Origin of the sequence: Microbispora sp. CA-102843 (genome assembly GCF_050936215.1) — a bacterium.
Classification (GTDB): domain Bacteria; phylum Actinomycetota; class Actinomycetes; order Streptosporangiales; family Streptosporangiaceae; genus Microbispora.
In genome coordinates, this window is record NZ_JBNJNF010000001.1 from 2,719,344 (window position 1) to 2,744,880 (window position 25,537).

Genomic DNA, 25,537 nt, shown 5'->3' on the forward strand with positions numbered 1-25,537 from the left:
GCTGACTCCATCTGCATGAAGAACCTCGATCCCCCCGATGGCGCGGCGAGCCGCTGGTGACTCCTCAGGAGCGGACGGGACGGTCAGGGGTGACGGCCGTCGCCGTGGCGGAGAACCACTGGATGTCCTGCCATGGGTACCGCCGTTCGTCTCACTCCGACCCCTCATGACTGTGCGGAGCACTTGGCGAGCAAGTTACGCCACTTTTACCTAGCAGGGAAGAAGTTTTTCCATGATCGTTTGAACTTTCTCTTCTCAGAGGACAAAGTCAGACTTCCTGAGAGAGCTTGGAGGGGCGGCGTCGGCCGCGTCTGCCGACGCTATCGGACCCGAGTGGGCCGACGGCTGGGAGTCGGATGCGCTGTTCCCGTGCAGGTGGGTGAACTTTCTGTAGCCCGCAAGAAACTTTTGCTTGTCAGTGACGAAACATCCCTCTTACTATCCGAATGTTCCGGGTCATCCTTCATACCCGAGTTGACGGGAGAGTTACAGTGCCCATCGGTGTCTGGCTGGTCGGCGCCCGGGGGTCCGTCGCGACCACGGCGGTGGTTGGGGCGGCAGCGGTTCGTGCGGGAGCGGCCCCGCCCACCGGCTGCGTCATCGAGGCCTCGGGCTTCCCGGGGGACTTCACCCCCCTGGGCGAGCTGGTGTTCGGCGGTCACGACGTGGTCGCGACCCCGCTGCGCAAGAGGGCCGAGCTGCTCGCCCAGGCGGGCGTGCTCCCTCCCGTCCTGACGACCCTGCTCGCCGCGGATCTCGACGCGGCCGAGGCCGAGATCCGGCACGGTTACGTCCCCGGCGAGGAGAGCCAGGCGGAGGCCGCCCGGCGGCTGGCCGGCGACATCGCGGACTTCCGGGAGCGGCACGGCCTGTCCCGCGTCGTCGTGGTGGACGTGTCGTCGACCGAGCCCCCCGCCGAGGTGCCGCACGCCACGCTCGCCGACCTGGAGGAGGCGCTGGCGTCCGGTCAGGACGTGCTGCCCGCCAGCTCCCTGTACGCCTACGCGGCCTTCACGGCCGGCTGCGGCTACGTCGCGTTCACCCCCTCCGCGGGCCCGACGCCGCCCGCGCTGGACGAGCTGGCGCGGCGGAGCGGCCTGCCGTACGCGGGACGCGACGGCAAGACCGGGGAGACGCTGGTCAAGAGCGCGCTCGCGCCGATGTTCGCCGGCCGCGCGCTGCGGGTCCGCTCGTGGTCGGGGCTCAACCTCCTCGGCGGCGGCGACGGCGTCACGCTGGCCGACCCGGCGGCCCGGGAGAGCAAGTCGGCGAGCAAGGCGCGGGCCGTCCCCGCGATCGTGGGCGAGGACGTCGAGGGCCTGACGCACATCGACTACGTGGCCGACCTCGGCGAGTGGAAGACCGCCTGGGACCACATCACGTTCGAGGGCTTCCTCGGCGTCCGGATGACCATGCAGTTCACCTGGCAGGGCTGCGACTCGGCGCTGGCCGCCCCGCTCGTCCTCGACCTCGTCCGGCTCGTCGCGCGGGCCCACGAGACCGGGCACGGCGGGGTGCTCCCCGAGCTCGGCTACTTCTTCAAGGACCCGCTGGGCGGCGCAGGTCACGACCTGCCCACCCAGTACGCCCGGCTGGTGGCGTTCGCGCAGGCTCTGTCCGAGGGACAGCCGTGAGGGCCTGGCTGGAGCTGGTCCGCGCGCCCGCCGCGCTGTCGGTTCCCGGGGACACGCTCGCCGGCGCGGCGGCGGCCGGACGATCGGCCCGGCCCGGCCTCGCCGCCGCGTCGGTGCTGCTCTACTGGGCCGGAATGGCGCTCAACGACTGGTCCGACCGGAAGATCGACGCGAAGGAGCGCCCGGAACGGCCCATCCCCTCCGGCCGGATCAGCCCCGGCGGGGCGCTCGGCCTCGCCGCCGCGCTGACCGGCGCCGGGGTGGCCACCGCCGCGGTCTTCGGCGGACGGCGCGGGCTCGCGATCGCGAGCCTGCTCGCCGGCGCCGCCTGGGCCTACGACCTGCGTCTCAAGCACACCGTGGCGGGCCCGGCCGCGATGGCGGCCTGCCGCGCGCTCGATGTCCTGCTCGGGGCGGGCCCGCGCACGCGGGCCGCCGCCCCCATGGCGCTGGCCGTCGGCGCCCACACCTACGGGATCACCCTGCTCGGCCGCGCCGAGGTGGACGGCGCCACCCCCGCGACCGTCACCCAGGCGCTGGCCGCGACCGGCGCGTCCGCGGCGCTGGCGGCCGTCGCCTGCCGGAGCGGCGAGACTTCCGGGCGGCTGGGCGCCGCCGCCATGATCGCCGGCTACCTCGCCACGGCCGGCCGGGCCCAGGCGGCGCTGCGCGCCGACCCCGACCCCGAGCAGGTACGGCAGGCGGTGCGGATGAGCATCCTCGGCCTGATCCCGCTGCAGGCGGCCGCGGTGGCCGGGCGGGGCAGGCTCGCCCAGGCGGCGGCGCTGCTGGCCGCGCTGCCGGCCGGCCGGTGGCTGTCGGCGAAGGTGGCCACGTCGTGATCTGGGCCTACTGCACCAACGGCTTCCGCGACCATCCGCTCGACCAGACGCTGGAGGTGCTCGCCGACCTCGGCTACACCGGCGCGGCGGTCACGCTCGACCACGGGCACCTCATGCCCGGCGCCTCCCCGGCGGAGGTCGGGCGGATCGCGGCGCTGGCGCGGCGGCTCGGCCTGGCCCTCGCGGTCGAGACGGGCGGCCGTTACACGCTGGACCCCCGGCGCAAGCACTTCCCGACCCTGCTGCACGACGAGGCCGAGGTGCGCGTGCACCTCCTGTGCCGGGCGATGCGGATCGCGGCCGACCTCGGCGCCCCCGTGGTGCACCTGTGGAGCGGCATCCGGCCGCCCGAGGTGCCCGAGCAGCAGGCGTGGGACCGGCTCGTACGGCAGTGCGAGCGCCTGCTCTCCGAGGCCGACAAGGTGGGCGTCACGCTCGGGTTCGAGCCCGAGCCGGGCATGCTCGTGGCGGACCTCGCCGGATACGAACGGCTGCGCGACCTGCTCGGCGGGCACCCGAGGTTCGGCCTCACCCTCGACATCGGGCACTGCCGCTGCCTGGAGCCGTACGACGTGCCCGAGTGCGTCGAGCGGGCGCTGCCGCACCTGGTGCACGTGCAGATCGAGGACATGCGGCGGGGCGTACACGAGCATCTCGAGTTCGGCGAGGGCGAGATCGACTTCCCACCCGCGCTCGCCGCCCTCGACGGTTTCGGCGGCCTGGTCGCCGTCGAGCTGGCCAGGCACAGCCACGCGGCGCCCGAGGTGGCGCGAAGGTCGATCGACTTCCTGAGGAGGGCACATGACATGGCTGTCGCAGGCCGTAGCCGACGTTGAGCGCGACCCGGAGACCGTCTACGCGCTGTTCCCGCGGGCCGCGCGGGAGGGTGGCCCCGGCGCCCGCACCGAGCTGCTGAGGGCGCTGGCGAAGGCCCTGCCGGACCCGTCGGCGGCCGTCATGAAGCTCTACTGGCAGGGCGACGCGGGGGAGCGGCTGGAGATCCTGGAGGCGCTTCCGCAGCTCGACTTCGGTCCGGCCGCTCTCCCGCTCGTCCACGACGCCCTGCGGACCAACGACACCCGGCTGGTCGCCGCCGCGCTCGGCCCGTACGGCTCGGCCTGGCTGGACGACCACGCCTTCCGGCAGGGCGTGCTCAAGTGCGTCTTCATGTCCGTCCCGCTCGCGTCGGTCGAGGGCCTCGGCCGGCGCTCCGACGAGGAGCTGCGCCGCATGCTCGCCGACTTCGCCGCCGAGCGCCGCGCGGCCGGGCGTCCCGTTCCCCCCGACGTTCTCGAGAGGCTCTGATTCCGATGAGGATCTTCGACCCCCACGTCCACATGACGTCCCGCACGACGGACGACTACGAGCGCATGTACGCCGCCGGGGTCCGCGCCGTCGTGGAGCCCGCCTTCTGGCTCGGTCAGCCGCGCACGAACGTCGGCAGCTTCCTCGACTACTTCGACGCGCTGCTGGGCTGGGAGCCCTATCGCGCCGCGCAGTACGGCATCCGCCACCACTGCACGCTCGCGCTCAACCCCAAGGAGGCCAACGACCCGCGCTGCGCGGGCGTGCTGGACGAGCTGCCCCGCTACCTGCTGAAGGACTCGGTGGTCGCGGTCGGCGAGGTGGGCTACGACTCGATGACGCCGGAGGAGGACCGCGTCCTCGAGGCCCAGCTCGCGCTCGCCGAGGAGCACGGCCTGCCGGTGCTCGTGCACACGCCGCACCGCGACAAGGCGGCGGGCACCCGGCGCACGCTCGACGCGGTCAAGGGCATGGACCCCGGCAAGGTCCTCGTCGACCACCTCAACGAGCTGACCGTCGGCATGGTCCACGAGGCCGGGTGCTGGATGGGCTTCTCGATCTACCCCGACACCAAGATGGACCCCCAGCGGATGGTGGCGATCCTCAAGGAGCACGGCACCGAGCGGATGATCGTGAACTCCGCCGCGGACTGGGGCCGCAGCGACGTGCTGAAGACCCGCGAGGTCGGCGAGGCCATGCTGGCCGCCGGGTTCACCGACGAGGACGTGGACCGGGTGCTGTGGCGCAACCCTGTGGCGTTCTACGGGCAGAGCGGGCGCCTGTCGCTGGACGACGTCGAGTCGGGCGGCGACTACGAGGGCAACACGATCCTGCGCGGGACGCGCTGACCATGCGCCTGCTCCATCCCTCCGGTTCCGTCGTCCACCTGGCCTACTGCACCAACGTCCACCCCGCCGAGGACCTCGCCGGGATCCACGAGCAGCTCTCCGGTGTCGCCGCCCGGGTGCGGGCGCTGACCGGCGCGCCGGTGCTCGGCCTCGGGCTGTGGCTGTCGTCGGGTGCGGCGAGGGCGCTGCGGGCCGACCCCGCGGAACTGGCGCGGCTGCGCGCCCGGCTGGACGAGCTGGGGCTGGAGGTCGTCACCCTCAACGGCTTCCCCTACCGGGGCTTCCACGACCAGGTCGTGAAACTCCGGGTGTACCGGCCCGACTGGGCGGAGCCGCAGCGGCTCGCCTACACGCTCGACCTGGCCGAGATCCTCACCGTGCTGCTGCCCGACGACGTGACCGAGGGCTCGATCTCGACGCTGCCCCTCGCCTGGCGCACCGGATGGACGCCGGACAAGGCCGCGGCCGTGAACGCCAACCTGGACGCGCTCACCCGGGGCCTGCGGGAGCTGGCGGAGCGCACCGGCAAGACGATCCGCGTCGGTTTCGAGCCCGAGCCGGGCTGCATCGTGGAGACCACCCCGCAGGCGGTCGAGCTGCTGGCCGGGGTGGATCCCGCGCACCTCGGCGTCTGCCTGGACGCCTGCCACCTGGCCGTCGGCTTCGAGGAGGCCGCCGACGCGGCCGGCCTGGGGCTGCCGATCGTCAAGCTCCAGGTCTCGTCGGCCGTCGAGGCGCCGCCGGGCGGCCAGCGGGCGCTGGCGGCGTACGAGGAGGAGCGCTATCTCCACCAGACGCGCTGCGCGGCCGGCTACGCCGACGACCTGCCGGAGGCGCTGGCAGGCGGGCTCCCGGCGGACCTGCCGTGGCGCACGCACTTCCACATGCCGCTGCACGCCGCGCCCCCGCCGCCGCTCACCACGACGGCACCGTACCTGGAGGACCTGCTCGGGCGGCTCATGACCCCGGACGGGGGCCTCACCGCGCCCCTCACCCGGCACCTCGAGGTCGAGACCTACACCTGGAGCGTGCTGCCCGGCCCGGTGGACGTCGCCGAGGGCATCGCGGCCGAGCTCGACTGGACCAGAGGGCGGCTCGCCGCCCTCGGACTTAAGGAGATCTGATGGCGCCCGTCGTCGTCGTGAACGTCGTCGGCCTGACCCCGCGCCTGCTGGCGCACATGCCGAACGTGGCCAAGGTCGGCGCCGCCGCGTCGCTGAAGCCCGTGCTGCCCGCCGTGACCTGCTCGATGCAGGCGACCCTGCTGACCGGTTCGATGCCGCGTGACCACGGCATCGTCGGCAACGGCTGGTACTTCCGCGACCTGGGCGAGGTCTTCCTGTGGCGGCAGCACAACCGGCTGATCCAGGGCGAGCAGCTGTGGGACGCGGTGCCCGGGATCCGCACGGCCAACGTCTGCTGGTGGTACGCCATGGGCGGCTCCAGCGACTTCATCGTCACCCCGCGCCCGATCTACTACGCCGACGGGCGCAAGGAGCCCGACTGCTACACCAGGCCGCCGTCGCTGCACGACGACCTGGTCGCCGAGCTGGGCGAGTTCCCGCTGTTCACCTACTGGGGGCCGACGGCGAGCATCACCTCGTCCAAGTGGATCATCGCGGCCGCCCGCCGGATCCTCGCCAAGGAACGGCCCGACCTGCTCATGGTCTACATCCCGCACCTCGACTACGACCTGCAGCGCTTCGGGCCCGACGCGCCCCAGGCCGTCGCGGCGGCCCGGGAGGTCGACGCCGCGCTCGCGCCGCTGCTGCGGGAGGACGCCACCGTGGTCGTGCTGTCCGAGTACGGCATCACCAACGCGTCCCGCCCGGTCGACGTCAACCGCGCGCTGCGCCGGGCCGGGTTGCTGGAGGTCCACACGCAGGACGGCATGGAGTATCTCGACCCCTGGGCCTCACGGGCCTTCGCGGTCGCCGACCACCAGGTCGCCCACGTCTACGTGAACGACCCCGCCGACCTGCCCCGCGTACGCGACATCGTGGCCGAGCTGCCGGGCGTGGACGAGGTCCTGGGCCAGGAGGGCAAAGTGAAGTACGGCCTCGACCACGAGCGCGCCGGGGACCTCGTCGCCGTGGCGGAGCCGGACGCGTGGTTCACCTACTACTACTGGCTGTCCGACGACCGGGCGCCCGACTTCGCGAAGCTCGTGGAGATCCACCGCAAGCCCGGATACGACCCGGCGGAGCTGTTCATGGATCCCGACGACCCGCTCGTGAAGCTGCGCGCCGGCACGGCGCTGGCCCGCAAGAAGCTGGGCATGCGCTACAAGATGTCGGTCGTGCCGCTCGACCCGGAGCCGGTGCGCGGCAGCCACGGCCGCCTGCCCGACTCGGCGGCGGACGGGCCGGTGCTGCTCGGTCCCTTCGACAAGGACGCCTACGCCGCGACCGAGGTCAAGGGCCTGCTCACACAGCTTCTGAAGGGCTGAGCCTGTGCGGACGGCCGCCGCCCCCCGCGGGGGGCGGCGGCCGTCCGGCGTCTCAGGAGGGGCGCGGCGCCGCGCGGCTCACTCGACGGAGAAGACGTGGTCGGTGATCAGGCGGGTCGCCCCGACGATCCCGGCCGTCTCGCCCAGCTCGGACAAGACGATGGGCAGGTTGCCGGTCGCCAGCGGCAGTGAGCGCTGGTAGACGACGCTGCGGATCTCCGCGAGCAGCGCGTGGCCCAGGCCGGCCACCCCGCCTCCGATGATCACCAGGCCGGGGTTGAAGAAGCTCACGAGCGACGCGAGCACGATGCCCACGTGCCGGCCGCCCTCGCGGGTCATCCGTACGGCGGCGGCGTCGCCCGAGGCCGCCGCCGCGGCGACGTCCTCCGCGGTCAGCGTGCCCTCCTGAGCGAGCCGTTCCGCGAGGAAGGCGGAGTCGCCCGACTCCGCGGCGGCCCGGGCGTCTCGGGCCAGCGCCGAGCCGCCGAAGTACGCCTCCAGGCAGCCGGTGTTGCCGCACGTGCACAGGGGGCCGTCGTCGGACACCCGGATGTGGCCGATGTCGCCGGCGCTGCCGGTCACCCCGCGGTAGATCTCACCGTCGACCACGATGCCGCAGCCGACGCCGGTGCCGATCTTCACGAGCAGGAAGTCGCCGACGGACCTGGCGAGGCCCGCGTGCAGCTCGCCGAGTGCCATGATGTTCACGTCGTTGTCCACGAGCACCGGGCAGCCGAACTCCCGGCTCAGCGTCTCCCGCACGGGGAAGCGGTCCCAGCCCGGCATGATCGGGGGCGAGACCGGTGTCCTGTCGAGGAAGCTCACCGGGCCGGGGACTCCGATACCGACGCCGTGGATCTCCGTCGTCTCGCCGGTCCGCAGCTTGCCGACGAGTTCGAGGGCCTGCTCCAGCACCGCCTCGGGGCCGTCCCGCACGTCCGCCGGCTTCGACAGGTGGCCGAGCACCCCCAGCTCGCCGTTGGTCACCCCCACGTCTATGGACGTGGCGCCGATGTCGATGCCGACGAAACGCAGGTGTGAGGCGATCCGCACGATGCCCGACCGCCGGCCGCCCCGCGAGGCCGCGAGCCCCCCGGATTCGAGGAGGTTCAGCTTGGTCAGCCGGTCGAGCTCGAGGGCGAGCTTCGACGGTGACAGACGGGCCACCTCGCCGAGTTCGGCGCGCGAGCGCGCGCCGTCCTGACGCAGGAGGCGCAGGATCCGCGCCTGGTGCGGGTTCTCGGGGCGAGCCGTCATTCGCTTCACGCCACTCTTCGGGTCGGGGAATCGGGTGCGTGCCAGAAGTGGCCGTACTTCTGCTCTGACTACAACAACTTTATTACAGCGAACCCTTACTTTTTGCCCAGCAGGTGAAAAGTTTCTGAGAATCTTGCATTCCTGGCGGCTTTGTCGGCCGGTGTTTCGATATGTGACTATCCGTACTCTCTCCGTGGCGGCGGGGTTCCCCGTTCCGCGGCGGACACGCCCCGCGCCGGTGCGGAACCCGCGCCTACGGGCCGGTAGCTTTGCCCCATGGACGGGATTGCGGGTCGTCATGTGGTCGTCGTCGGCGGGGGCATCGCGGGTCTGGCCGCGGCGCTGCACCTGAACCGGGCCGACGCCGGCCTGCGGATCACAGTGCTTGAGGCGGCGCCGAGGGTCGGCGGCAAGCTGTACGCCTCGCAGGTGGCGGGGGTCGAGGTCGACGCGGGCGCCGAGTCGATGCTGGCGCGGCGGCCCGAGGGCAAGGAGCTGGCCCGGCTGGCCGGCCTCGGAGACGACCTGGTGGACCCCGGCACGACCCGGGCCTCCGTCCTGTCGCGCGGGTCGCTGCGCCCGCTGCCCCGGCAGCAGGTGATGGGCGTCCCCGCGGACGTGGTCGCCCTCGCGCGCTCGGGCATCCTGTCGCCGGGCGGGCTCGCCCGGGTGCCCTTCGACCAGTTCCTGCCGCCCACGCTCGTGACCGGCGACGTCTCCGTGGCGGCGTACATCCGGGCCCGGATGGGGAGCGAGGTCGTCGATCGGCTGGTCGAGCCGCTGCTCGGCGGCGTGTACGCGGGCCGGGCCGACATGCTGTCGCTGGACGCGACCATGCCGCGGATCGCCGCCGTCGCCCGCACCGAGCGGTCGCTGCTGCAGGCGGCCAGGAGCATCTTCGCGGAGGCTCCCGCGGACGCCGGGCCGGTCTTCACCACGCTCAGGAACGGCATGGGCGCGCTGCCCGCCGCGGTGGCCAAGGAGTCGGGCGCGCAGATCCGCACCGGCGTCACCGTGCGCGACCTGATCCGGACGCCGGACGGCTGGCGGCTGGTCACCGGTCCCACCAGGGACGAGGAGGTGATCGACGCCGACGCCGTCGTCCTGGCGGTCCCCGCGCGGCCCGCCTCCCGCCTGCTCGGGCGCGAGGTGCCGAAGGCGGCGGCCGAGCTGTCCGGCATCGAGTACGCCAGCATGGCGATCGTCACCCTCGCCTATCCCAGGACGGCATTCCCCGAGCAGCCGGAGGGCAGCGGCTATCTCGTGCCGCCGGTCGAGGGCAGGCCGGTCAAGGCCGCGACGTTCAGCAGCGTCAAATGGCCCCACCTGGCCGAGGCCGACCGCAACGTCATGATCGTGCGGTGCTCGCTCGGCCGCCTGGGCGAGGAACTCGTGCTCCAGCGCGACGACGCCGAGCTGACGGCCCTGGCGTTGAACGAGATGGCCGAGATCATGGGCGTGCGGGGCCTGCCGCTGGACACCCGGGTGACCCGCTGGGGCGGCGGGCTCCCGCAGTACGACGTGGGCCACCTCGACCGGATCGCCCGCGTGCGCGCCGCGATCGCCGGACAGCCGGGCCTCGCCGTCTGCGGCGCCGCGTACGAGGGGGTCGGCGTCCCGGCCTGCGTCGCGACCGCCCGGACCGCCGCCAAGCTCGTCCTGGAGCACCTGCGGGACACCCGGGCCGCATCACCGGCCTCCGGGGCCTGACCGGCCGCGTGGGAGCCGGCCGCCGGTGCGCCTGATCGGCGGCACCCGGCGGCCGGACCACCGCCTCCTACCGGCAGAATGGAGGCATGACGGAGCCAGCCCAGCGGCCCAAGGCACGCGATCTCAACCTGGTCATTCGATACACGATGTGGTCGGTCTTCCGGCTGCGCGACCAGCTTCCCGCCGCCCGCGAGGGCGTGGCCGACGAGGTCGAGGAACTGCTCGCGCAGGCGGCGGGCAAGGACGTGACGACCCGAGGCTGCTACGACGTGGCCGGGTTCCGCGCGGACGCCGACTTCATGTTCTGGTGGCACGCCCCCTCACCCGAGGACCTGCAGGAGACCTACACCCGCTTCCGCCGCACCGCCCTCGGGCGCGCGAGCGAGCCGGTCTGGTCGGCCATGGCCCTGCACCGCCCGGCCGAGTTCAACAAGTCCCACGTCCCGGCCTTCCTCGCCGAGGAGGAGCCCAGGGGCTTCGTCTGCGTCTACCCCTTCGTACGGTCCCTGGAGTGGTACCTGCTGGAGGACTCCGAGCGCCGCAGGATGCTCGCCGAGCACGGCATGATGGCGCGCGAGTACCCCGACGTGCGGTCGAACACGGTCGCCTGCTTCGCGCTCAACGACTACGAGTGGATGCTGGCCTTCGAAGCCGACGAGCTGCACCGCATCGTGGACCTGATGCGCCACCTGCGCGGAGCCGAGGCGAGGCGGCACACCAGGATCGAGATCCCCTTCTACACCGGCACCCGCAAGCCGGTCAGCGAACTCGTCGCCGCGCTGCCCTAGCGATCGAGAACCCCAACGCGGTCCAGGTCAGGGCCTCGACCAGGGGACCCGCCGTGCCCAGAACCATCGTCAGCGGCAGCGTCGCAGGAAGGGCGACGGCGACGGCGCGGGGAATCAGCGCGGAGCGGAAGGCCGCGATCGCGAGTGGGACCAGACCGGCCAGCCACAGCACGATCCCCGGCGCGTACAGCGCGCCGAGCGGGTCCGGCGGGTTCGTGGCGAGGACGAAGGTGGCGATCACCGGGATCGCGACGACGGCGTGGCCGAGGGCGTACAGCAGGGTTCCCGCCGCCCAGGCGCGCCGCGATCGCCTGGTTGCCGAGGCCCGATGCGACGAGTTCGAGGATCTCGTACTCCCGCTCGGTGAGCGCGGGGAACGGCCGCGGGGACACGCGGGGCGGCGCGTGCAGCAGCTTGATCACGGCCTCGGCCGCCCCGGTCCCGAAGACGGCCTGCCCCCGGGCCGCCGCGCGCACCGCGGCGACCACGTCGTCCTGGGCGGCGTTCTTGAGCAGGTAGCCCCTGGCCCCCGCGCGGACGGCCGCCAGCAGCGACAGGTCGTCGTCCGACATCGTGAGCATGACCACGCTCGGCGGCCGAGGCCCCGCCGACAGCCGTCGTGTCGCCTCGATGCCGTCCATGTTCGGCATCGCGATGTCCATCAGCACGACGTCGGGGGAGTGCTCGCGGACGGCCGCGAGGGCACGCAGGCCGTCCTCGGCCACCGCGACGACCTCGATGCCCTCCACGGTCGACATCAGCGCCCCGAGGCCGTCGCGGACCACCGGGTGGTCGTCGACGACGAGCAGCCTGATCACAGGGGAATCCACGCGGTCACCACCGTTCCGCCGCCGTGGGCGGTGTCGATCGTCAGCTTTCCGTCCAGTTCCTCCACCCGCTCCCGCATCGAGGTCAGCCCGACTCCCGGGACGGTCTCCGGCCCGAGTCCCCGCCCGTCGTCGCTCACGCTCAGCTCGAACCCGTCCGCGGTTCGGCCCAGCCGTACGGCGCAGCGGCGGGGCTCGCCGTGGCGCACCGCGTTCGTCAGCGCCTCGCGGGCCACCAGGTAGGCCGTGACCTCCACGGCGGCCGGCAGACCGCTCATGTCTCCGGCCGCGATCTCGATCTCCACCCCGCCGGCGCCCAGCGTCGGTGTGCTCGACGGCGCCGGCCAGGCCGAGCTGGGCCAGCTCGGGCGGCCGCAGCCCCCGCACCAGGCGGCGTACGCCCGCACCCGCCTCGGCCACCTGGGTCCTGATCTGGGTCAGCAGGCCGCGCGTCCGCTCCGGGTCGGCCTTCAGCGCGTTGCCCGCGGCGTCCACCGTGAAGCCGATGCCCGCGAGGAAGGCGCCGAGCCCGTCGTGCAGGTCCCTGCTGATCCGCCGCCGCTCCTCCTCCCGCGCCGTGACCAGCAGCGTCCGCGAGCGCTGCAGCGCCGCGGCGCGGTGGGCGGCGGCGAGCGCGGCCCCGGCGTGCGACGCGAGCGGGGCGAGCACCCGCGCGTCGCCTCCCGACGACCCGAGGGTGCCGAGGACCTCGTCCTGGAAGCGCAGCGGCACCGACACACCGAGCGGAGCGGGCGTTCCCCGCTCGACGACCTTCAGCGGCTCGCCGGGCGCGCCCAGCTCGGCCCGTACGTAGGAGGCCCGGGCCGCCTCGGCCGCGGCGTCGGCGACGGCGGCGAGGATCGCCCCGGGCTCCGAGGTCGCGGCCAGGCGGGCGCCCAGCCGGGCGTGGACGGCCTCAGGGTCGGCCCCGCCGCCGTACAGGATGCGGCCGGAGGCCCGGCGCAGCCAGCGGTGCAGCGGCTCGACCGCGACCGCCACGGCCGCCGCGGCGGCGACGTGCGCCCCGGTGAGCCCGGTCACCGTGAAATACAGCAGGGCCAGCGTGCCGGTCAGCAGCCCCAGGGTCAGCACGCGGCGCAGCCACGGCCCGGTCCCGTACAGGTCGTGGCGGAGCATCGCCACGCCGACACAGGCCGGCAGGGCAGGATGAACGGCACACCGGCGGCGGGAAGCCGGGCGACGGCCGGCAGGAAGACCCCTGCCACGAACGCGGCGGCGCCGAGGCAGATCCACAGCAGCTGGGTGCGCTGCTCGCCCTGCGCCCTGGCCGTACGGACGACGAGCCCGGCCGCGCAGGCGAGCGAGGTCGCGGCCAGGATCACGACGACCACCGGCAGCGCGTCCCGCACCGGTGCCAGGGCCTCCACCGGGAACGGCCGGTCCCGCCCTCCGGCACCAGTGCGGCCACGACCGTGAACGCCGCCGTGGCGGCTGTCCATCGGGTCGGCGCCGCCCAGCGCCCCGCCGGCCGCGACCAGGACGCAGGCCAGCCCGAACACGAGCCAGGACATCACGGCCGGCACGCAACCCTCCCGGTGAACGGTGGAGGACAGGACCCGTTTAGAAGGGACATTCTGGCGGATCTTGCGCGAAGCGTCGGAAACGGTCTTGGCGGCTCGAAGTCTTTGCCATACTGTGACGAAGGATCGACGTCAATGTGAGGCAGAGTGGCAAGCGGGCTGGCACGTTCCAGGGGGCGCCGCCGCAAGAGGCGGGCCCGTTCGCACGTCGTCGAGGTGTCACTGGGGGTGGCCGCCTTCGCCGTCGGAGCCGTCGCGATCGCCTGGCCGCTGTCGCGTTCCGACGCGGCGGCCCCGGCGCACGTGGTCGCCGCGCCCACGCCGAAGGCCTCCCCGGCCGGCGAGCTGACCGTCGCCAGCGTCGACACCGGTAAGAAGGCGACCGGCAAGCGGGACAAGAAGGCGGCCGAGGAGAAGGCGTCGGGACCGTCGAAGTACACCGACACCAAGGCGGAGGCCTACTTCCGCAGCAGGTGGAACGACAAGACCGCCAAGCGGGTCAAGGACATCCGCACCACCGGCCGCTACCTGCGCATCTACACGAACCTCCCCGAGAACGCCGACAACTCCAAGGCCGCGATCACCCTGTGCAAGCGCGGCCTGGAGTATCTGGCCGAGCGGGGGGAGGCCAACCCCGTGGTGTTCGTCCAGTCCAGGTTCGGCGAGAACGGCAACCCCGTCCTCGCCAACATCCTCGGCCCGGACGACGACGACTGCCGGGTCACCTACCCCAAGCCCAAGTAGACGTCAGCCGACCGGCTGCAGGGTCAGGCAGACGGAGTTGATGCAGTACCGGTCGTCTGTCGGCGTGGGGTAGCCCTCGCCGTGGAACACGTGCCCGAGGTGCGAGTCGCAGCGGGCACAGCGGACCTCCACCCGGCGCATGCCGAGCGAGTCGTCCTCGTGCAGGGTCACAGTGTCCGACTCGGACGGCTCGTAGAACGACGGCCAGCCGCAGTGCGACTCGAACTTGGCCTCCGACCGGAACAGCTCCGCCCCGCAGGCGCGGCAGGAGTAGACGCCGACGGTCTTGGTGTCGACGTACTCGCCGCTGAACGGGCGCTCGGTCCCCGCGTTCCTGAGGACCCGGTACTCCTCGGGGGAAAGCTGCGCGCGCCACTCGGCGTCGCTCTTGACGACCTTCTCCATGCTCACCACCCTGCCTTCGGCGGCCCCTCGCGGGGATTACCAACTGAGGAACCCCACGGACGCCCGGGATCTTCCCGGCACGTGTTCCCGGTGCGAGGCATCCTTTCCCGGGTCTTCCGGCGTCTTCACTGACGAGGGGTTGATCGCCGTCACCCGCGCGGGGGCGGTCACCCGCACCGCCGTCAGGGCGGCGAAGCACCCGACCCGTGCTGGACGCCGCCGGACGGTGAGAGGAGGCCGCCCGCGGGCGGCCGTCGTGGTCCGTCCCGTCGCGTCCGGCGCAGTCCGAACGCGAGCGCGCCGTACGCGACCACGAGCCTGCGCCGCGATGGCGCGGCCCGTGGGAGCGCCCGGTCCGGCCGCCGTCGGCAGCCCGGGACGGACCCCCTCCTCGGGGTAGGGTCGCCTCCATGGCTTCGCCGTACATCGAGATAGAGGTGGGTGGCCGCACAGTCAAGGTCACCAATCCGGACAAGGTCTACTTCCCGGAGATCGGCGCCACCAAGCGCGACCTGGTGGAGTACTACGTGAGCGTGGGGGACGGCGTGCTGCGCGCCCTGCGGGAGCGGCCGACCTACCTCAAGCGGCACCCCGACGGCGTCGGCACCGAGGCGATCTACCAGAAGCGGATGCCCCGGCATCCCGACTGGATCGAGACCGTCACCGTGCGCTTCCCCAGTGGGCGCACGGCCGACGCGTTCTGCCCGACGGAGGTGGCGGCCATCGCGTGGTGCGCCAACCTCGGCACGATCGACTTCCACCCGTGGCATGCCCGCCGCGCCGACCTCGACCACCCCGACGAACTGCGCATCGACATCGACCCGCAGCCCGGCACCTCGTTCGAGCAGGCCCGTACGGTGGCCTTCACGGCCAAGGAGATCCTCGACGAGCTGGGCATGACGGGCTTCCCCAAGACCTCGGGCAGCCGCGGCATCCACGTGAACGTGCGCATCGAGCCCCGCTGGACCTTCACCGAGGTGCGGTACGCCGCGATCGCCCTCGCCCGCGAGGTCGAACGGCGCTCCGACCTCGCGACGAGCGCCTGGTGGAAGGAGGAGCGGGGGGAGAAGGTCTTCATCGACTACAACCAGAACGCCCGCGACCGCACGGTGGTGGCCGCCTACTCGGTCCGCGCGCGGCCCGACGCCCGGGTCTCCGCCCCGGTGACGTGGGAGGAGCTGGCCGGCTGCGACCCGCGCGACTTCGACATCAGGACGATGCCGGAGCGCTTCGCCAAGCTGGGCGACGTGCAGCGGGCGATCGACGACCGGGCCTACGACATCGGCACGCTGCTGGAGTGGTACGACGCCGACGACCGGGGCGACATGCCGTACCCGCCGAACTACCCGAAGATGCCCGGCGAGCCGAGGCGCGTGCAGCCCAGCAAGGCGAGGCCGTCCAGCTGATCGTGACGTGCCGGGTGACGTTTTTGTCCGCCTGTCTCTCCTCTTGATCGGCTCTTGCATTCCCGCCCGGTGTCCCTGGAGACGGGGGCGGGGATGGTCCTGGCGAGCGCTCGCCGACGGGGGAGCGGGCGCTCGTCCCCGGGCAAGACCGCGTACGGACGAACCTGGAACACCCGAAGAGCCTCGCCCTCGCACCGCTGCCGAGGGCGGGGCCGTTTTGCACAAGACCGAGCGGGGGGAGACATCCGGATGTGCCTGAGCTGCGGCTGCGGCGAACCTGACGACGACCACGGGAATCCCGACCACATCACCTGGACGGACCTGCAGAAGGCCTCCAGGGCTGCGGACATCAGCCCGGCGCAGGCTGCCGACAACATCAGGTCCGGGATGGAAGCCCTCAGCACGCCGCCTTCCTGACGCCCGGCCGTTTTCCCCTGACTACAACAGTAACAGGTGGAAGCCGCCGCCAGACCGATATGTATGGAGAGTGACCAAGTGACAACACCGGTCAAGAGGATCACGATGTCCAAGCCGTTCTGCGCCCTCGCGGGCGTCGGCCCGTACGCCCTGGCCAAGGCCAACGAGGTGTACGAGGACATGGCCGTCCGCGGCCGCAGGATCGTGAGCAGGATGAGCCGGGAGGCCGCGCAGGAGTTCGAGGAGACCGCGCACGAGCTGGAGGACATCTCCAGGACCGCTCGCCAGCAGGAAAGGCAGGAGCGGGAGAGGGAGACCGTCGGCCAGACGACCGGCCGGGCCCGCGCCACGACGTCCAGGGCCTGACGCGCGGTCGCGTCCGTCGCGCCATGAGCGGGTCCGCCGGGCCACGAGCGAGCGGAAACCGGCCGGAACGGGTCGCGAAGCGGCCCCGCCTCTCTCGGTCCCGGGAGAGGCGGGGCCGCCCCTGGCGCGGGCGGTGTGTCAGTGGTGGAAGCTCGTCGCGTCGTCCGGGCCGAATATGGGCGCGGACTGCTTGCGCAGCCAGGGCAGCAGGTCGCGAAGGTCGTCCACCAGGCGGTCGGCCAGATCGAGCGAGAAGCCGTTGCGGCACACCACCCTCAGCACATGCAGGTCCTCCCGGTTGGGCGGGAAGGCGTAGGCCGGCACCAGCCAGCCCCACTCCCGCAGCCGCCGCGAAACGTCGTAGACGTTGAACCGGGTGACGTCGCCGGTGGTGGTGAAGGCGAACACCGGTAGCTGGTCGCCACGCGTGAGGAGCCGGAAGCAGCCGAGATCCTCGATCTGCCCGGCGAGGTGGGTCGCCACCTGCCGGAGGGCTCCCTGCACCTCGCGGAAGCCCTCGCGACCGAGCCGGAGGAAGTTGTAGTACTGCGTGACGACCTGCGACCCGGACCGGGAGAAGTTGAGCGTGAACGTCGCCACGTCTCCGCCGAGATAGTCCACGTGCTCCACCAGGTCCCCGGGGAGCGCGTCCCGGTCCCGCCACAGGACCCACCCGAGGCCCGGGTAGACCATTCCGTACTTGTGACCGGAGACGTTGATGGAGGCAACCCGCGGAAGGCGGAAGTCCCACACCAGGTCCGGTTCGAGGAAGGGGGCGATCATCCCGCCCGACGCGGCGTCCACGTGCACGGGCACGGACCACCCCGTGCGTTCCTCGAGCGCGTCCAGTGCCGCGCAGATGTCGGCGACCGGCTCGTAGCTTCCGTCCATCGTGGAGCCCAGGACGGCGACGACGCCGATCGTGTTCTCGTCGCACCGCTCGGCGGCCTCTTCGGCGCCCAGGTGGAACCGGTCGCCCTCCATGGGGACGAGGCGGGGCTCCACTTCCCAGTAGTTGCAGAACTTCTTCCAGCACACCTGGATGTTGACGCCCATGACCAGGTTGGGCCGCGCCCCGGCGGCGTAGCGGCCGGCGTTGCGACGCGTCCAGCGGCGTTTGAGAGCCATCCCGCCGAGCATGCAGGCCTCGCTGGACCCGACGGTGGAGGTCCCGAGCGAGATGTCGGGGTCGGGGGCGTTCCACAGGTGGCGGAGCATCGGGATGCACCGCTGCTCCAGCTCCGCCGTCGCGGGATACTCGTCCCTGTCGACGAGGTTCCTGTCGGCGGTGTCGCCCATGAGCGCGTGCGCCTCCGGCTCCATCCAGGTGCTCACGAACGTGGCGAGGTTCAGCCGCGGGTTCCCGTCCAGCATCAACTCGTCGCGAATGAGCCGGGACACGGTGGCGGGCGCCGTGGGCCCCTCCGGCAGCCGGCGCCGGGGAGGAACCGTCGTGATTCCGGAGGCGGGGTTGGCCGCCCCGAAAAGCGGATTGACCCATACCGGCCGATGCCTGGCCTGCCTGCCTTCCTGTGAAGCCACTGTTCGCTCCTCTCCGTCGCCCCTGTCACTCGGGTTTCGCCGGGCTGAAGGGGTGCATCTCGAAAACGCCCGGCCTGACGACCGTGTACGTCGACTCCGGAACCTTCAGCCACAGGCCGGGCAGGTCGCGCAGGGGTTCCGACACGACGACCCGCGCATCGTCGGAGAGCTCCACGGTCTCGAAGACCTCCGGATGCAGGTGCCGGAGAGTCTGGGTGTTCGCGCTGTGGAAGAGCGACCGCGAACGACGGTCGCTGGAGTAGCGGAAGGACCACAGCCGCTCGCCGTTCGATGCGGCCAGCGACATCTGGAGCGGGTGCTCCACGTCGTGTCTCCGCCCCGTCCGCTCCACGAAACCGACCATCCGCTCCACCGCCCCCGGCGGGTCCTCCGACAGCCCGAACGTGAGTGCCAGGAAGAACATGACCTCCGAGTCCGTGGACCCCTCGATCGCCGGGAACAGATCCGGTGCGATGGTCATGACGAGGTCCCGTTTGACGCGGCCGAACTCGGAGATCGCCCCGTTGTGCATCCACAGCCATGAGCCGTATCTGAACGGATGGCAGTTCGTCTGCTGTATCGCCGTTCCAGAAGACGCGCGCACGTGCGCCATGAACAGCGGCGACCGGACATGGCGGGCGAGTTCGCGAAGGTTCCGGTCGCCCCACGCGGGCTTGGTGTCCTTGAACACCGCGGGCGGCACGTCGCCGTCACCGTAGTAGCCGACGCCGAACCCGTCGCCGTTCACCGTCTCCTTGCCGTACCTGGCATGGAGGCTCTGGTCGATCAGTGAGTGCTCCGGCTCGTAGAGCATCTTCTCCAGAGTGATCGGCGTGCCACAGTAGGCCAGCCAGCGGCACATGTGTCCTGTCCCCCGTCACATCGGCTCGTCCGGCATCCCCTGCGGGTGGGCTGCGACGGCCTCGACGGATGTATACGACCCGCTTCTGCTCGATCGGCTCTCGGCGCGGTCGAACGCCCGCTGATCCGGCTTCGCCGCCATGGCGCCCCCTGGTCTGCCGTTCCCGCACGGGCAGGTCCGTACGCACGGTGAGGCGTATTCCGGGGTCGGATCCGGCGTCAGCGCGACCGCGGCCACACGTCGTCGTAGCGGTAGCCCAGCTTCTCGACGTCCAGGACGCCCGCGACCGTGTCGCCGTACCGGGGCAGGCGGCTCTCCTCGGTGACGTTCCCGTACGCCGACCGGACCGGGGCCTCGGGATGGCGGGAGCGCCACGAGTGCCACAGCAGGTCGCCGAAGCAGGCGACGACCCAGTACAGGGGGTCGTTGGGGGCGGCGGGCTGGGCCAGGTCGCCCCCGATGCCCATCTGGACCGCGCCGATGTGGATTTCCAGCTGCATGTTGAATACCTGGAAATCCGGATTTTTCAGCATGTTCGCGATGAGATCCCGCGAGGCCCACGGGGGAATCTTCCCGCCGGCGGCGTAGGAACGCCGGAGCGGATGAATCCGCGGGACTTGGGCGGTCCACCCGGCGAACGCGCCGTCGAGCACGGCCTGATCGTGCTTCGCGCTTCCGTTTCCCCCGAAATACGCCTTCGACAGCACCGTCGAGCGCTCCGGCGTGCGGCCGTCGAGGGGCCAGTCCCAGTACGGCACGGACACGGCCGGATCGATGCGCTGGAGCTCCCGCTCGAAGTTCAGGAGGTATCTGCGCTGCCACGGCAGGAAGAAGCCGTTGGCGTGGGTGGCCGCGAAGTCGTCCGCGTAGGTCTTGACCAGCGCGTCGTAGGTCCCCCGGGCCTTCAGCGCGCGCACCGCCCGGACGAACGCCTCCCACTGCTCCTTGGTCATGTCGCCGACCCGCCGGCGAGCCGGTGGCGGGGCCGGGTCCGCGTGCGCCGCCGTCCCGCGCACCCCGAACGCGATCGCCGCCGTGCCCCACACAGCCGATGCCAGCATCTCCCGCCTGCTCGGCCCGCGCATATCCGCCCCCCGAATATCACCGGATTCCGTGGCCTGTTCCGATCGGCGGCAAGACTAGAACGGCGAAGCCGCCAGGACGTGAATTTCGCGCCGTGTCGGCCCGCCGGGCGGGGAGACGTGATCATTCGGCGGAGAGCGCGCGGACGAGCCGGGCGAACGGCGGGGTTGCCGGAGGAGCGGGAGGGAGACCGATTCGCCGAGCGCCACCCATCGGTGGTAGTGGGCCGTGGCGGCGGGACCGCGGGCACGGGGCGTCGCGGGCGGTGTTGTCGGTGCGATGTGCCACTGTAGGAAGCGTGCGCCGCATCCACCCCTCCACCGAGGACGAGCCGGACATCCCCGCCGCCTACGCCTACCCGCGCGACCACTGGCTGCGCCTCAACATGGTGGCCAGCGCCGACGGCGCGGCCTGGGTCGAGGGCCACTCGGAGGGCCTGTCCGGCCGGGCCGACAAGCGGATCTTCGGACTGCTGCGCGGCCTGGCCGACGTGGTGCTGGCCGGGGCCGCCACCGTCCGCACGGAGGGATACCGCCCGGCCCGCCCGCGCGAGTCGTGGCGGGCGCTGCGGGAGGGCAGGACCCCGGCGCCGCCCATCGCCGTCGTCACCCGCCGCCTCGACCTCGACCTCGACAGCCCGCTGTTCACCGAGGCGGAGCCGTTCGCCCGGACGATCGTGATCACGACGGAGTCGGCGCCGAAGGACCGCCGCGAGGAGGCGGCAGGGAGGGCCGACGTGATCGTCGCGGGCGACGAGCGGGTCGATCTCGCGACGGCCGTGAGCGAGCTGCGCGACCGGGGGCTCGGCCGCGTCCTGTGCGAGGGCGGCCCCCGGGTGAACGCGCAGCTGGCCGCCGCCGGCCTGGTCGACGAGCTGGCGCTGACCGTGAGCCCGCTGCTGACCGGCGGCGACGCGGCGCGCATACTGGACGGCGTCGCATCGCACACGCCGCTGACCCTCGCCCAGGTGCTCGAAGAGGACGGCTTCCTCTTCTGCCGTTACATCAGGGAGGCGCAGGATGAAGCTTCCGGTTGAGCCGCAGATCCCCGACCTGGATCTGCCGGTCGTCCCGCCGGTCGCGCCGATGCTCGCCAAGGCCGTCAAGGGGCTGCCGAAGCAGGACGGCACGCTCTACTACGAGCCGAAGTGGGACGGCTTCCGCTGCATCGTCTTCCGCGACGGCGACGAGGTCTTCCTGGGCAGCAGGAACGAGCGGCCCTTCACGCGCTACTTCCCCGAGCTGGTCGAGGCCGTCAGGCGGGAGCTGCCGCCCAAGTGCGTCGTCGACGGCGAGATCGTGCTGATCAGGGGACAGTCGCTCGACTTCGACGCGCTGCAGCAGCGCATCCATCCCGCGCAGTCCCGGGTGCGGCTGCTGGCCGAGAACACCCCCGCGTCCTTCGTCGCCTTCGACCTGCTCGCCACCGGGACGGAGGACCTCATGGAGGCGCCGTTCTCGGAGCGGAGGGCCCGGCTGGAGGAGGTGCTGGCGGGCGCGGGCCGGTCCCTACGGCTCACGCCGGTCACCCAGGACGAGGGCCGGGCCGCCGAGTGGTTCGACGCGTTCGAGGGCGCCGGGCTGGACGGCATCGTCGTCAAGCCGGGCGACCAGCCGTACACGCCGGACAAGCGCGTGATGTTCAAGGTCAAGCACGAGCGGACGGCCGACTGCGTGGTGGCGGGCTATCGCGAGCACAAGTCGGGGCCGGTCGTCGGTTCGCTGCTGCTCGGGCTCTACTCGCCGGACGGCCGCCTGCACCACGTGGGCGTCGCGGCGTCGTTCCCGATGAAGCGGCGTGAGGAACTCGTCGAGGAACTCGCGCCCTACCGGGTGGAGGACCTGAGCGAGCATCCGTGGGGGCGCTGGGCCGAGGTCGCGGCGGGCGGCGCCGAGGGCCAGCGCCTGCCGGGCGCCGTGTCGCGGTGGAACGCCAAGAAGGACCTGTCGTTCATCCCGCTGCGGCCGGAACGGGTGGTCGAGGTGGCCTACGACCACATGGAGGGCGACCGGTTCCGCCACACCGCCCAGTTCCGCCGCTGGCGCCCGGACCGCACCCCCGCGTCCTGCACCTACGAGCAGCTCGAACGCCCGGTGAGCTACGACCTCGACAAGATCCTCGCCCGCTGACCGGCCGGGCCGTCAGCCGGCCTGACAGTCAGCCGGCCTGACAGTCAGCCGGTCAGTGCGCGGACGGCGGCGGTGACGACGACGGCGACCGCGACGATCACGAGGAACGGCGCGCGCAGCAGCAGCGCGACCGCCGCCGCGGCGAGCCCGGCGGCCCGGGCGTCGACGACGAGCGTGCGGCCGTCGGCGAAGGTCTGCAGGGCGATCAGCGCGGCCAGCGCCGCGATCGGCACCAGCGCGGCCAGCCTGCGGACGATCGGCCGCTCCAGCACCGCCGCCGGCACCGACAGGCCGAGCAGCTTCACGGCGTAGCACCCGGCCGCCGTCACGACGATCGCGACCCAGACCATCAGCGTCCTCCTCGGGGCGAGCGGCGGGCGAGGAGCCGTGACGCGGCCAGCACGGCGGGCGCGGCGAGCACGGCCACCAGCACCGGCACGCCCGCGGGCACGAACGGCACGCAGGCGAGGGCGAGCAGGACGGCCAGCACCGCCACCACCGCCTCCTCGCGCCGGAAAAGCGCGGCCCGGGCCTGCGGTGTGCCGGGCGGCGCGGCGTGCGGGCGGGCCGCGTCATCGGCCGGTTCGGAAGGAGCACCTGGAAGAGCGGCGGCGGGCGCGGCGGAGGAGCGGGCCCGGAGCATGGGCAGGAGCAGGGCGAGGAAGACGGCCGGGCCGGCGGCGTCGAGCCCCCAGGCCGCCGGATCGCCGAGCGCGGAGGCGCCCAGCGCGCCGAGGAACGTGGTGATGTTCCATCCGGCGTACAGGCTGACTCCGGTGACCGTGAACCCGAGCCGGGCGAGGCGCCGGTCGGGCTGGGCCAGGGCCACGGCGGAGGTCTCGTCGATCACCCACTGCGCGGCGAGCGGGCGGACCGCCGCGGGGAGCCCGAGCAACTGCGACAGCCGCAGCCCGTAGAACGCGTTCCGTACGCCGAGCAGCAGCGCCCCGGCCGCGGCGGCGAGCGGGTTCCCGCCGGTGCCGAGCGCGCCCACCAGAGCGAACTGAGACGCCCCGGTGAACACGAACAGCGACAGCACGCAGGTCTGGACGACGGACATCCCCGCACCCGCCGAGGTGACGCCGAACGCGAAGCCGGACAGGCCGACGGCCGTGCCGACTCCGAGGGCGTCCCGCACGACCGCCGCCCGGGGCTTCGGCGGCAGGCCGGCCTGCACTGGTGTCGTGGTCACCCGCCCGAGGGTAACGAAGTGTGCAGGAATGTCCCCTATGGGGGTAAGCGCCCGGCCTCCGTCAGCCGCCGGCGCAGACCAGGACCCACATGGACCGGTCGGCGAGGCAGACCTTGGCCCCGGCGGGCAGGGTCTCCTCGGCGTACGGGTCGTCGCGGACGTCCTCGTCGGCGGTGTCGAGGACGGGACGCCAGGCGGCGCCCAGCTCCGGGCCCGGAAGGGCGAACGTCAGGTTCTCGTGGTGCGCGTTGATCAGCAGCAGGAACGTCTCGTCCGTGATCCGCTCGCCGCGCGGGCCGGGCTCGCTGATCGCGTCGCCGTTGACGTACACCCCCAGCGACTTCGCGTAGCCCGTGTGCCAGTCGCCGTCGGTCATCTCCGTGCCGGACGGCGTGAGCCAGACGATGTCCCTGCTGCCGGCCCCGACCGTGCGGCCATGGAAGAACCGGCGCCGCCGGAAGACGGGATGCGCCCGCCGTAACGCGGCCAGGCGGCGGACGAAATCGAGCAGGTCGCCCTCCTGCCGGAGCAGCGACCAGTCGATCCAGGAGATGTCGGTGTCCTGGCAGTAGGCGTTGTTGTTGCCGTGCTGGGTGCGGCCGAACTCGTCGCCCGCCAGCAGCATCGGCACGCCCTGGGACACGAACAGCGTGGTGAGGAAGTTGCGCCGTTGCCGGTGGCGCAGCCGTACGATGCCGGGATCCTCCACCGGGCCCTCGGCGCCGCAGTTCCAGGAGCGGTTGTCGTCCGTGCCGTCGCGGTTGCCCTCGCCGTTGGCCTCGTTGTGCTTGTGGTCGTACGACACGAGATCGGTGAGGCTGAACCCGTCGTGGGCGGTCACGAAGTTGATCGAGGCGACAGGGCGGCGGCCGCTGCTGGCGTACAGGTCGCTCGACCCGGCCAGGCGCGAGGCGAACTCGGGCAGCGTCTGGGAGGCCCCGCGCCAGAAGTCCCGCACGGAGTCGCGGTATTTGCCGTTCCACTCGGTCCACAACGGCGGGAAGTTGCCGACCTGGTAGCCGCCCGGGCCGACGTCCCACGGCTCGGCGATCAGCTTGACCTGCGAGATCACCGGGTCCTGCTGGATGAGGTCGAAGAACGCGCTCAGCCGGTCGACGTCGTGCAGCTCCCGGGCCAGCGCGGCGGCGAGGTCGAAGCGGAAGCCGTCCACGTGCATGTCGAGCACCCAGTAGCGCAGCGAGTCCATGATCAGCTGAAGCGCGTGGGGCGAGCGGACGTTCAGCGAGTTGCCGCACCCGGTGTAGTCGAGGTAGTAGCGGCGGTCCTCCTCGCGCAGGCGGTAGTAGGCGACGTTGTCGATGCCCCGGAAGCCGAGCGTGGGGCCCATGTGGTCGCCCTCGGCGGTGTGGTTGTAGACGACGTCGAGGATCACCTCGATCCCCGCCTCGTGCAGGGCGCGCACCATCGCCTTGAACTCCTGGACCTGCTGGCCGTGCTGCCCGGAGCTGGCGTACGCGTTGTGCGGCGCCATGTAGGCGATCGTGTTGTAGCCCCAGTAGTTGGTCAGCCCCCGGGCCACCAGGAAGTGCTCGGGCACGAACTGGTGGACGGGCATGAGCTCGACCGCCGTCACGCCGATCGACTGGAGGTGGTCGAGCACGGCCGGGTGCGCGAGCCCGGCGTAGGTGCCCCGCTGCTCCTCCGGCACAGCGGGATGGCGCATGGTGAGGCCGCGCACGTGCGCCTCGTAGATCACCGTCTCGTGGTAGGGCGTGCGGGGCGGCCGGTCGTTGCCCCACTCGAAGAACGGGTTCACGACCACGTTCTTCGGCATGTACGGCGCGGAGTCCTCGGTGTTGAGCCGGGTGGGGTCGGCGAAGTGGTAGGAGAACAGCGACTCGTTCCACCGCACCGAGCCCTCGATCGCCTTGGCGTACGGGTCGAGGAGCATCTTGGACGGATTGCACCGGTGCCCGTGGTCGGGCCGGTAGGGCCCGTGCACGCGAAAGCCGTACCGCTGGCCGGGCATGATCCCCGGCATGTAGCCGTGCCAGACGAACCCGTCGACCTCGGGCAGGTCGACGCGGGTCTCTCCGCCCCTGTCGTCGTACAGGCACAGCTCGACCCGCTCGGCCACCTCTGAGAACACCGAGAAGTTGGTGCCCACACCATCCCAGGTGGCGCCGAGCGGGTAGGGCTCTCCAGGCCAAACCTCGCGCATGTAACCTC

The 25,537-nt window shown here is 72.2% G+C and carries 25 protein-coding genes and 1 pseudogene; 14 read left to right on the forward strand and 12 right to left on the reverse strand.

What is annotated here, in order from left to right; genetic code table 11:
• The first annotated feature begins 491 nt into the window (after window positions 1–491).
• From ACQEVJ_RS12785 to ACQEVJ_RS12815, 7 genes are read left to right on the forward strand one after another with little or no spacing between them, the layout of a single operon-like run.
• On the forward strand, window positions 492–1,634 hold the full coding sequence (locus ACQEVJ_RS12785; RefSeq protein ID WP_433100467.1) for an inositol-3-phosphate synthase: 1,143 nt from the start codon (window positions 492–494) through the stop codon (window positions 1,632–1,634).
• A complete protein-coding gene (locus ACQEVJ_RS12790) occupies window positions 1,631–2,476 on the forward strand; it encodes an SCO3242 family prenyltransferase (protein WP_433100469.1) in 846 nt (281 codons plus the stop codon). Before ACQEVJ_RS12785 ends, ACQEVJ_RS12790 begins: the two co-directional genes overlap by 4 nt.
• Window positions 2,473–3,312 carry a sugar phosphate isomerase/epimerase family protein gene (locus ACQEVJ_RS12795; protein WP_433100471.1) on the forward strand — a complete coding sequence of 280 codons (840 nt, stop codon included), beginning with the start codon at window positions 2,473–2,475 and terminating at the stop codon, window positions 3,310–3,312. The genes ACQEVJ_RS12790 and ACQEVJ_RS12795 overlap by 4 nt, the downstream gene beginning before the upstream one ends.
• Complete coding sequence (locus tag ACQEVJ_RS12800; protein WP_433100473.1) at window positions 3,278–3,781, forward strand: EboA domain-containing protein; 504 nt, start codon at window positions 3,278–3,280, stop codon at window positions 3,779–3,781. Before ACQEVJ_RS12795 ends, ACQEVJ_RS12800 begins: the two co-directional genes overlap by 35 nt.
• Window positions 3,782–3,786: 5 nt before the next feature.
• Entirely contained in the window at window positions 3,787–4,629 is an 843-nt protein-coding gene (locus tag ACQEVJ_RS12805; RefSeq protein ID WP_433100475.1) for a TatD family hydrolase, read from the forward strand.
• Between the two features lie 2 nt (window positions 4,630–4,631).
• The gene (gene eboE / locus ACQEVJ_RS12810; RefSeq protein ID WP_433100477.1) at window positions 4,632–5,753 is read left to right on the forward strand and encodes a metabolite traffic protein EboE; all 1,122 of its coding nucleotides are present in this window, start codon (window positions 4,632–4,634) and stop codon (window positions 5,751–5,753) included.
• On the forward strand, window positions 5,753–7,078 hold the full coding sequence (locus tag ACQEVJ_RS12815) for an alkaline phosphatase family protein (RefSeq protein WP_433100479.1): 1,326 nt from the start codon (window positions 5,753–5,755) through the stop codon (window positions 7,076–7,078). Before eboE ends, ACQEVJ_RS12815 begins: the two co-directional genes overlap by 1 nt.
• A gap of 78 nt (window positions 7,079–7,156) precedes the next feature.
• Here ACQEVJ_RS12815 and ACQEVJ_RS12820 read toward each other — a convergent pair whose 3' ends face one another.
• A complete protein-coding gene (locus ACQEVJ_RS12820) occupies window positions 7,157–8,335 on the reverse strand; it encodes an ROK family protein (protein WP_433100481.1) in 1,179 nt (392 codons plus the stop codon).
• Window positions 8,336–8,611: 276 nt separating this feature from the next.
• On the opposite strand from ACQEVJ_RS12820, the gene hemG reads away from it, so the two are divergent.
• Together hemG and hemQ are read left to right on the forward strand one after the other, a co-directional pair.
• Window positions 8,612–10,045, forward strand: a complete 1,434-nt coding sequence (gene hemG / locus ACQEVJ_RS12825) for a protoporphyrinogen oxidase (protein WP_433100483.1) — start codon at window positions 8,612–8,614, stop codon at window positions 10,043–10,045.
• An 86-nt stretch (window positions 10,046–10,131) separates the two neighbouring features.
• Window positions 10,132–10,833, forward strand: coding sequence for a hydrogen peroxide-dependent heme synthase (gene hemQ / locus ACQEVJ_RS12830; protein ID WP_433100485.1), 702 nt, complete (start codon window positions 10,132–10,134; stop codon window positions 10,831–10,833).
• Here hemQ and ACQEVJ_RS12835 read toward each other — a convergent pair.
• The 4 genes and pseudogenes from ACQEVJ_RS12835 to ACQEVJ_RS12850 all read right to left on the reverse strand — a co-directional run bounded on the left by ACQEVJ_RS12835 (window position 10,830) and on the right by ACQEVJ_RS12850 (window position 13,204).
• Window positions 10,830–11,663: a response regulator gene (locus tag ACQEVJ_RS12835; protein ID WP_433112681.1), complete on the reverse strand. Its 834-nt coding sequence runs from the start codon at window positions 11,661–11,663 to the stop codon at window positions 10,830–10,832. The two genes, hemQ and ACQEVJ_RS12835, sit on opposite strands and share 4 nt — an antisense overlap.
• Window positions 11,648–11,938 carry a sensor histidine kinase gene (locus ACQEVJ_RS12840; protein WP_433112684.1) on the reverse strand — a complete coding sequence of 97 codons (291 nt, stop codon included), beginning with the start codon at window positions 11,936–11,938 and terminating at the stop codon, window positions 11,648–11,650. Before ACQEVJ_RS12840 ends, ACQEVJ_RS12835 begins: the two co-directional genes overlap by 16 nt.
• Before the next feature lie 142 nt (window positions 11,939–12,080).
• Window positions 12,081–12,797: pseudogene (locus ACQEVJ_RS12845) on the reverse strand (histidine kinase); the annotation flags it as partial.
• The gene (locus ACQEVJ_RS12850; protein ID WP_433100487.1) at window positions 12,746–13,204 is read right to left on the reverse strand and encodes a hypothetical protein; all 459 of its coding nucleotides are present in this window, start codon (window positions 13,202–13,204) and stop codon (window positions 12,746–12,748) included. The gene ACQEVJ_RS12850 and the pseudogene ACQEVJ_RS12845, both read right to left, overlap by 52 nt.
• 144 nt (window positions 13,205–13,348) lie before the next feature.
• On the opposite strand from ACQEVJ_RS12850, the gene ACQEVJ_RS12855 reads away from it, so the two are divergent.
• Window positions 13,349–13,945, forward strand: a complete 597-nt coding sequence (locus ACQEVJ_RS12855; RefSeq protein WP_433100489.1) for a hypothetical protein — start codon at window positions 13,349–13,351, stop codon at window positions 13,943–13,945.
• Between the two features lie 3 nt (window positions 13,946–13,948).
• On the opposite strand, the gene msrB is transcribed toward ACQEVJ_RS12855, so the two are convergent.
• Complete coding sequence (msrB, locus tag ACQEVJ_RS12860; RefSeq protein ID WP_433100491.1) at window positions 13,949–14,350, reverse strand: peptide-methionine (R)-S-oxide reductase MsrB; 402 nt, start codon at window positions 14,348–14,350, stop codon at window positions 13,949–13,951.
• Window positions 14,351–14,760: 410 nt separating this feature from the next.
• Here msrB and ligD point away from each other — a divergent pair, with 410 nt between their 5' ends.
• Both ligD and ACQEVJ_RS12870 read left to right on the forward strand, forming a co-directional pair.
• Complete coding sequence (gene ligD / locus ACQEVJ_RS12865) at window positions 14,761–15,756, forward strand: non-homologous end-joining DNA ligase (protein ID WP_433100493.1); 996 nt, start codon at window positions 14,761–14,763, stop codon at window positions 15,754–15,756.
• A 495-nt stretch (window positions 15,757–16,251) separates the two neighbouring features.
• Window positions 16,252–16,539 (forward strand): hypothetical protein, encoded by a 288-nt coding sequence (locus ACQEVJ_RS12870; protein WP_433100495.1) that lies wholly within the window; start codon window positions 16,252–16,254, stop codon window positions 16,537–16,539.
• Window positions 16,540–16,677: 138 nt separating this feature from the next.
• Here the strand turns inward: ACQEVJ_RS12870 and ACQEVJ_RS12875 are convergent, their stop codons facing one another.
• The 3 genes from ACQEVJ_RS12875 to ACQEVJ_RS12885 all read right to left on the reverse strand — a co-directional run bounded on the left by ACQEVJ_RS12875 (window position 16,678) and on the right by ACQEVJ_RS12885 (window position 20,004).
• Window positions 16,678–18,081 carry a glutamate decarboxylase gene (locus tag ACQEVJ_RS12875; protein WP_433100497.1) on the reverse strand — a complete coding sequence of 468 codons (1,404 nt, stop codon included), beginning with the start codon at window positions 18,079–18,081 and terminating at the stop codon, window positions 16,678–16,680.
• A 25-nt stretch (window positions 18,082–18,106) separates the two neighbouring features.
• Window positions 18,107–18,943 (reverse strand): class II glutamine amidotransferase, encoded by an 837-nt coding sequence (locus tag ACQEVJ_RS12880; protein ID WP_433100499.1) that lies wholly within the window; start codon window positions 18,941–18,943, stop codon window positions 18,107–18,109.
• A 218-nt stretch (window positions 18,944–19,161) separates the two neighbouring features.
• Window positions 19,162–20,004, reverse strand: coding sequence for a tyrosinase family protein (locus ACQEVJ_RS12885; protein WP_433100501.1), 843 nt, complete (start codon window positions 20,002–20,004; stop codon window positions 19,162–19,164).
• Between the two features lie 320 nt (window positions 20,005–20,324).
• On the opposite strand from ACQEVJ_RS12885, the gene ACQEVJ_RS12890 reads away from it, so the two are divergent.
• Together ACQEVJ_RS12890 and ACQEVJ_RS12895 are read left to right on the forward strand one after the other, a co-directional pair.
• Window positions 20,325–21,062: a pyrimidine reductase family protein gene (locus tag ACQEVJ_RS12890; protein ID WP_433100503.1), complete on the forward strand. Its 738-nt coding sequence runs from the start codon at window positions 20,325–20,327 to the stop codon at window positions 21,060–21,062.
• Window positions 21,046–22,155, forward strand: coding sequence for an ATP-dependent DNA ligase (locus ACQEVJ_RS12895; RefSeq protein WP_433100505.1), 1,110 nt, complete (start codon window positions 21,046–21,048; stop codon window positions 22,153–22,155). The genes ACQEVJ_RS12890 and ACQEVJ_RS12895 overlap by 17 nt, the downstream gene beginning before the upstream one ends.
• A gap of 44 nt (window positions 22,156–22,199) precedes the next feature.
• Here ACQEVJ_RS12895 and ACQEVJ_RS12900 read toward each other — a convergent pair whose 3' ends face one another.
• The 3 genes from ACQEVJ_RS12900 to glgX form a co-directional block, all read right to left on the reverse strand.
• Window positions 22,200–22,508, reverse strand: coding sequence for an AzlD domain-containing protein (locus ACQEVJ_RS12900; RefSeq protein WP_433112687.1), 309 nt, complete (start codon window positions 22,506–22,508; stop codon window positions 22,200–22,202).
• A complete protein-coding gene (locus ACQEVJ_RS12905; protein ID WP_433100507.1) occupies window positions 22,505–23,347 on the reverse strand; it encodes an AzlC family ABC transporter permease in 843 nt (280 codons plus the stop codon). Before ACQEVJ_RS12905 ends, ACQEVJ_RS12900 begins: the two co-directional genes overlap by 4 nt.
• Before the next feature lie 61 nt (window positions 23,348–23,408).
• Window positions 23,409–25,529, reverse strand: a complete 2,121-nt coding sequence (gene glgX, locus ACQEVJ_RS12910; protein ID WP_433100509.1) for a glycogen debranching protein GlgX — start codon at window positions 25,527–25,529, stop codon at window positions 23,409–23,411.
• Between the last annotated feature and the right edge of the window lie 8 nt (window positions 25,530–25,537).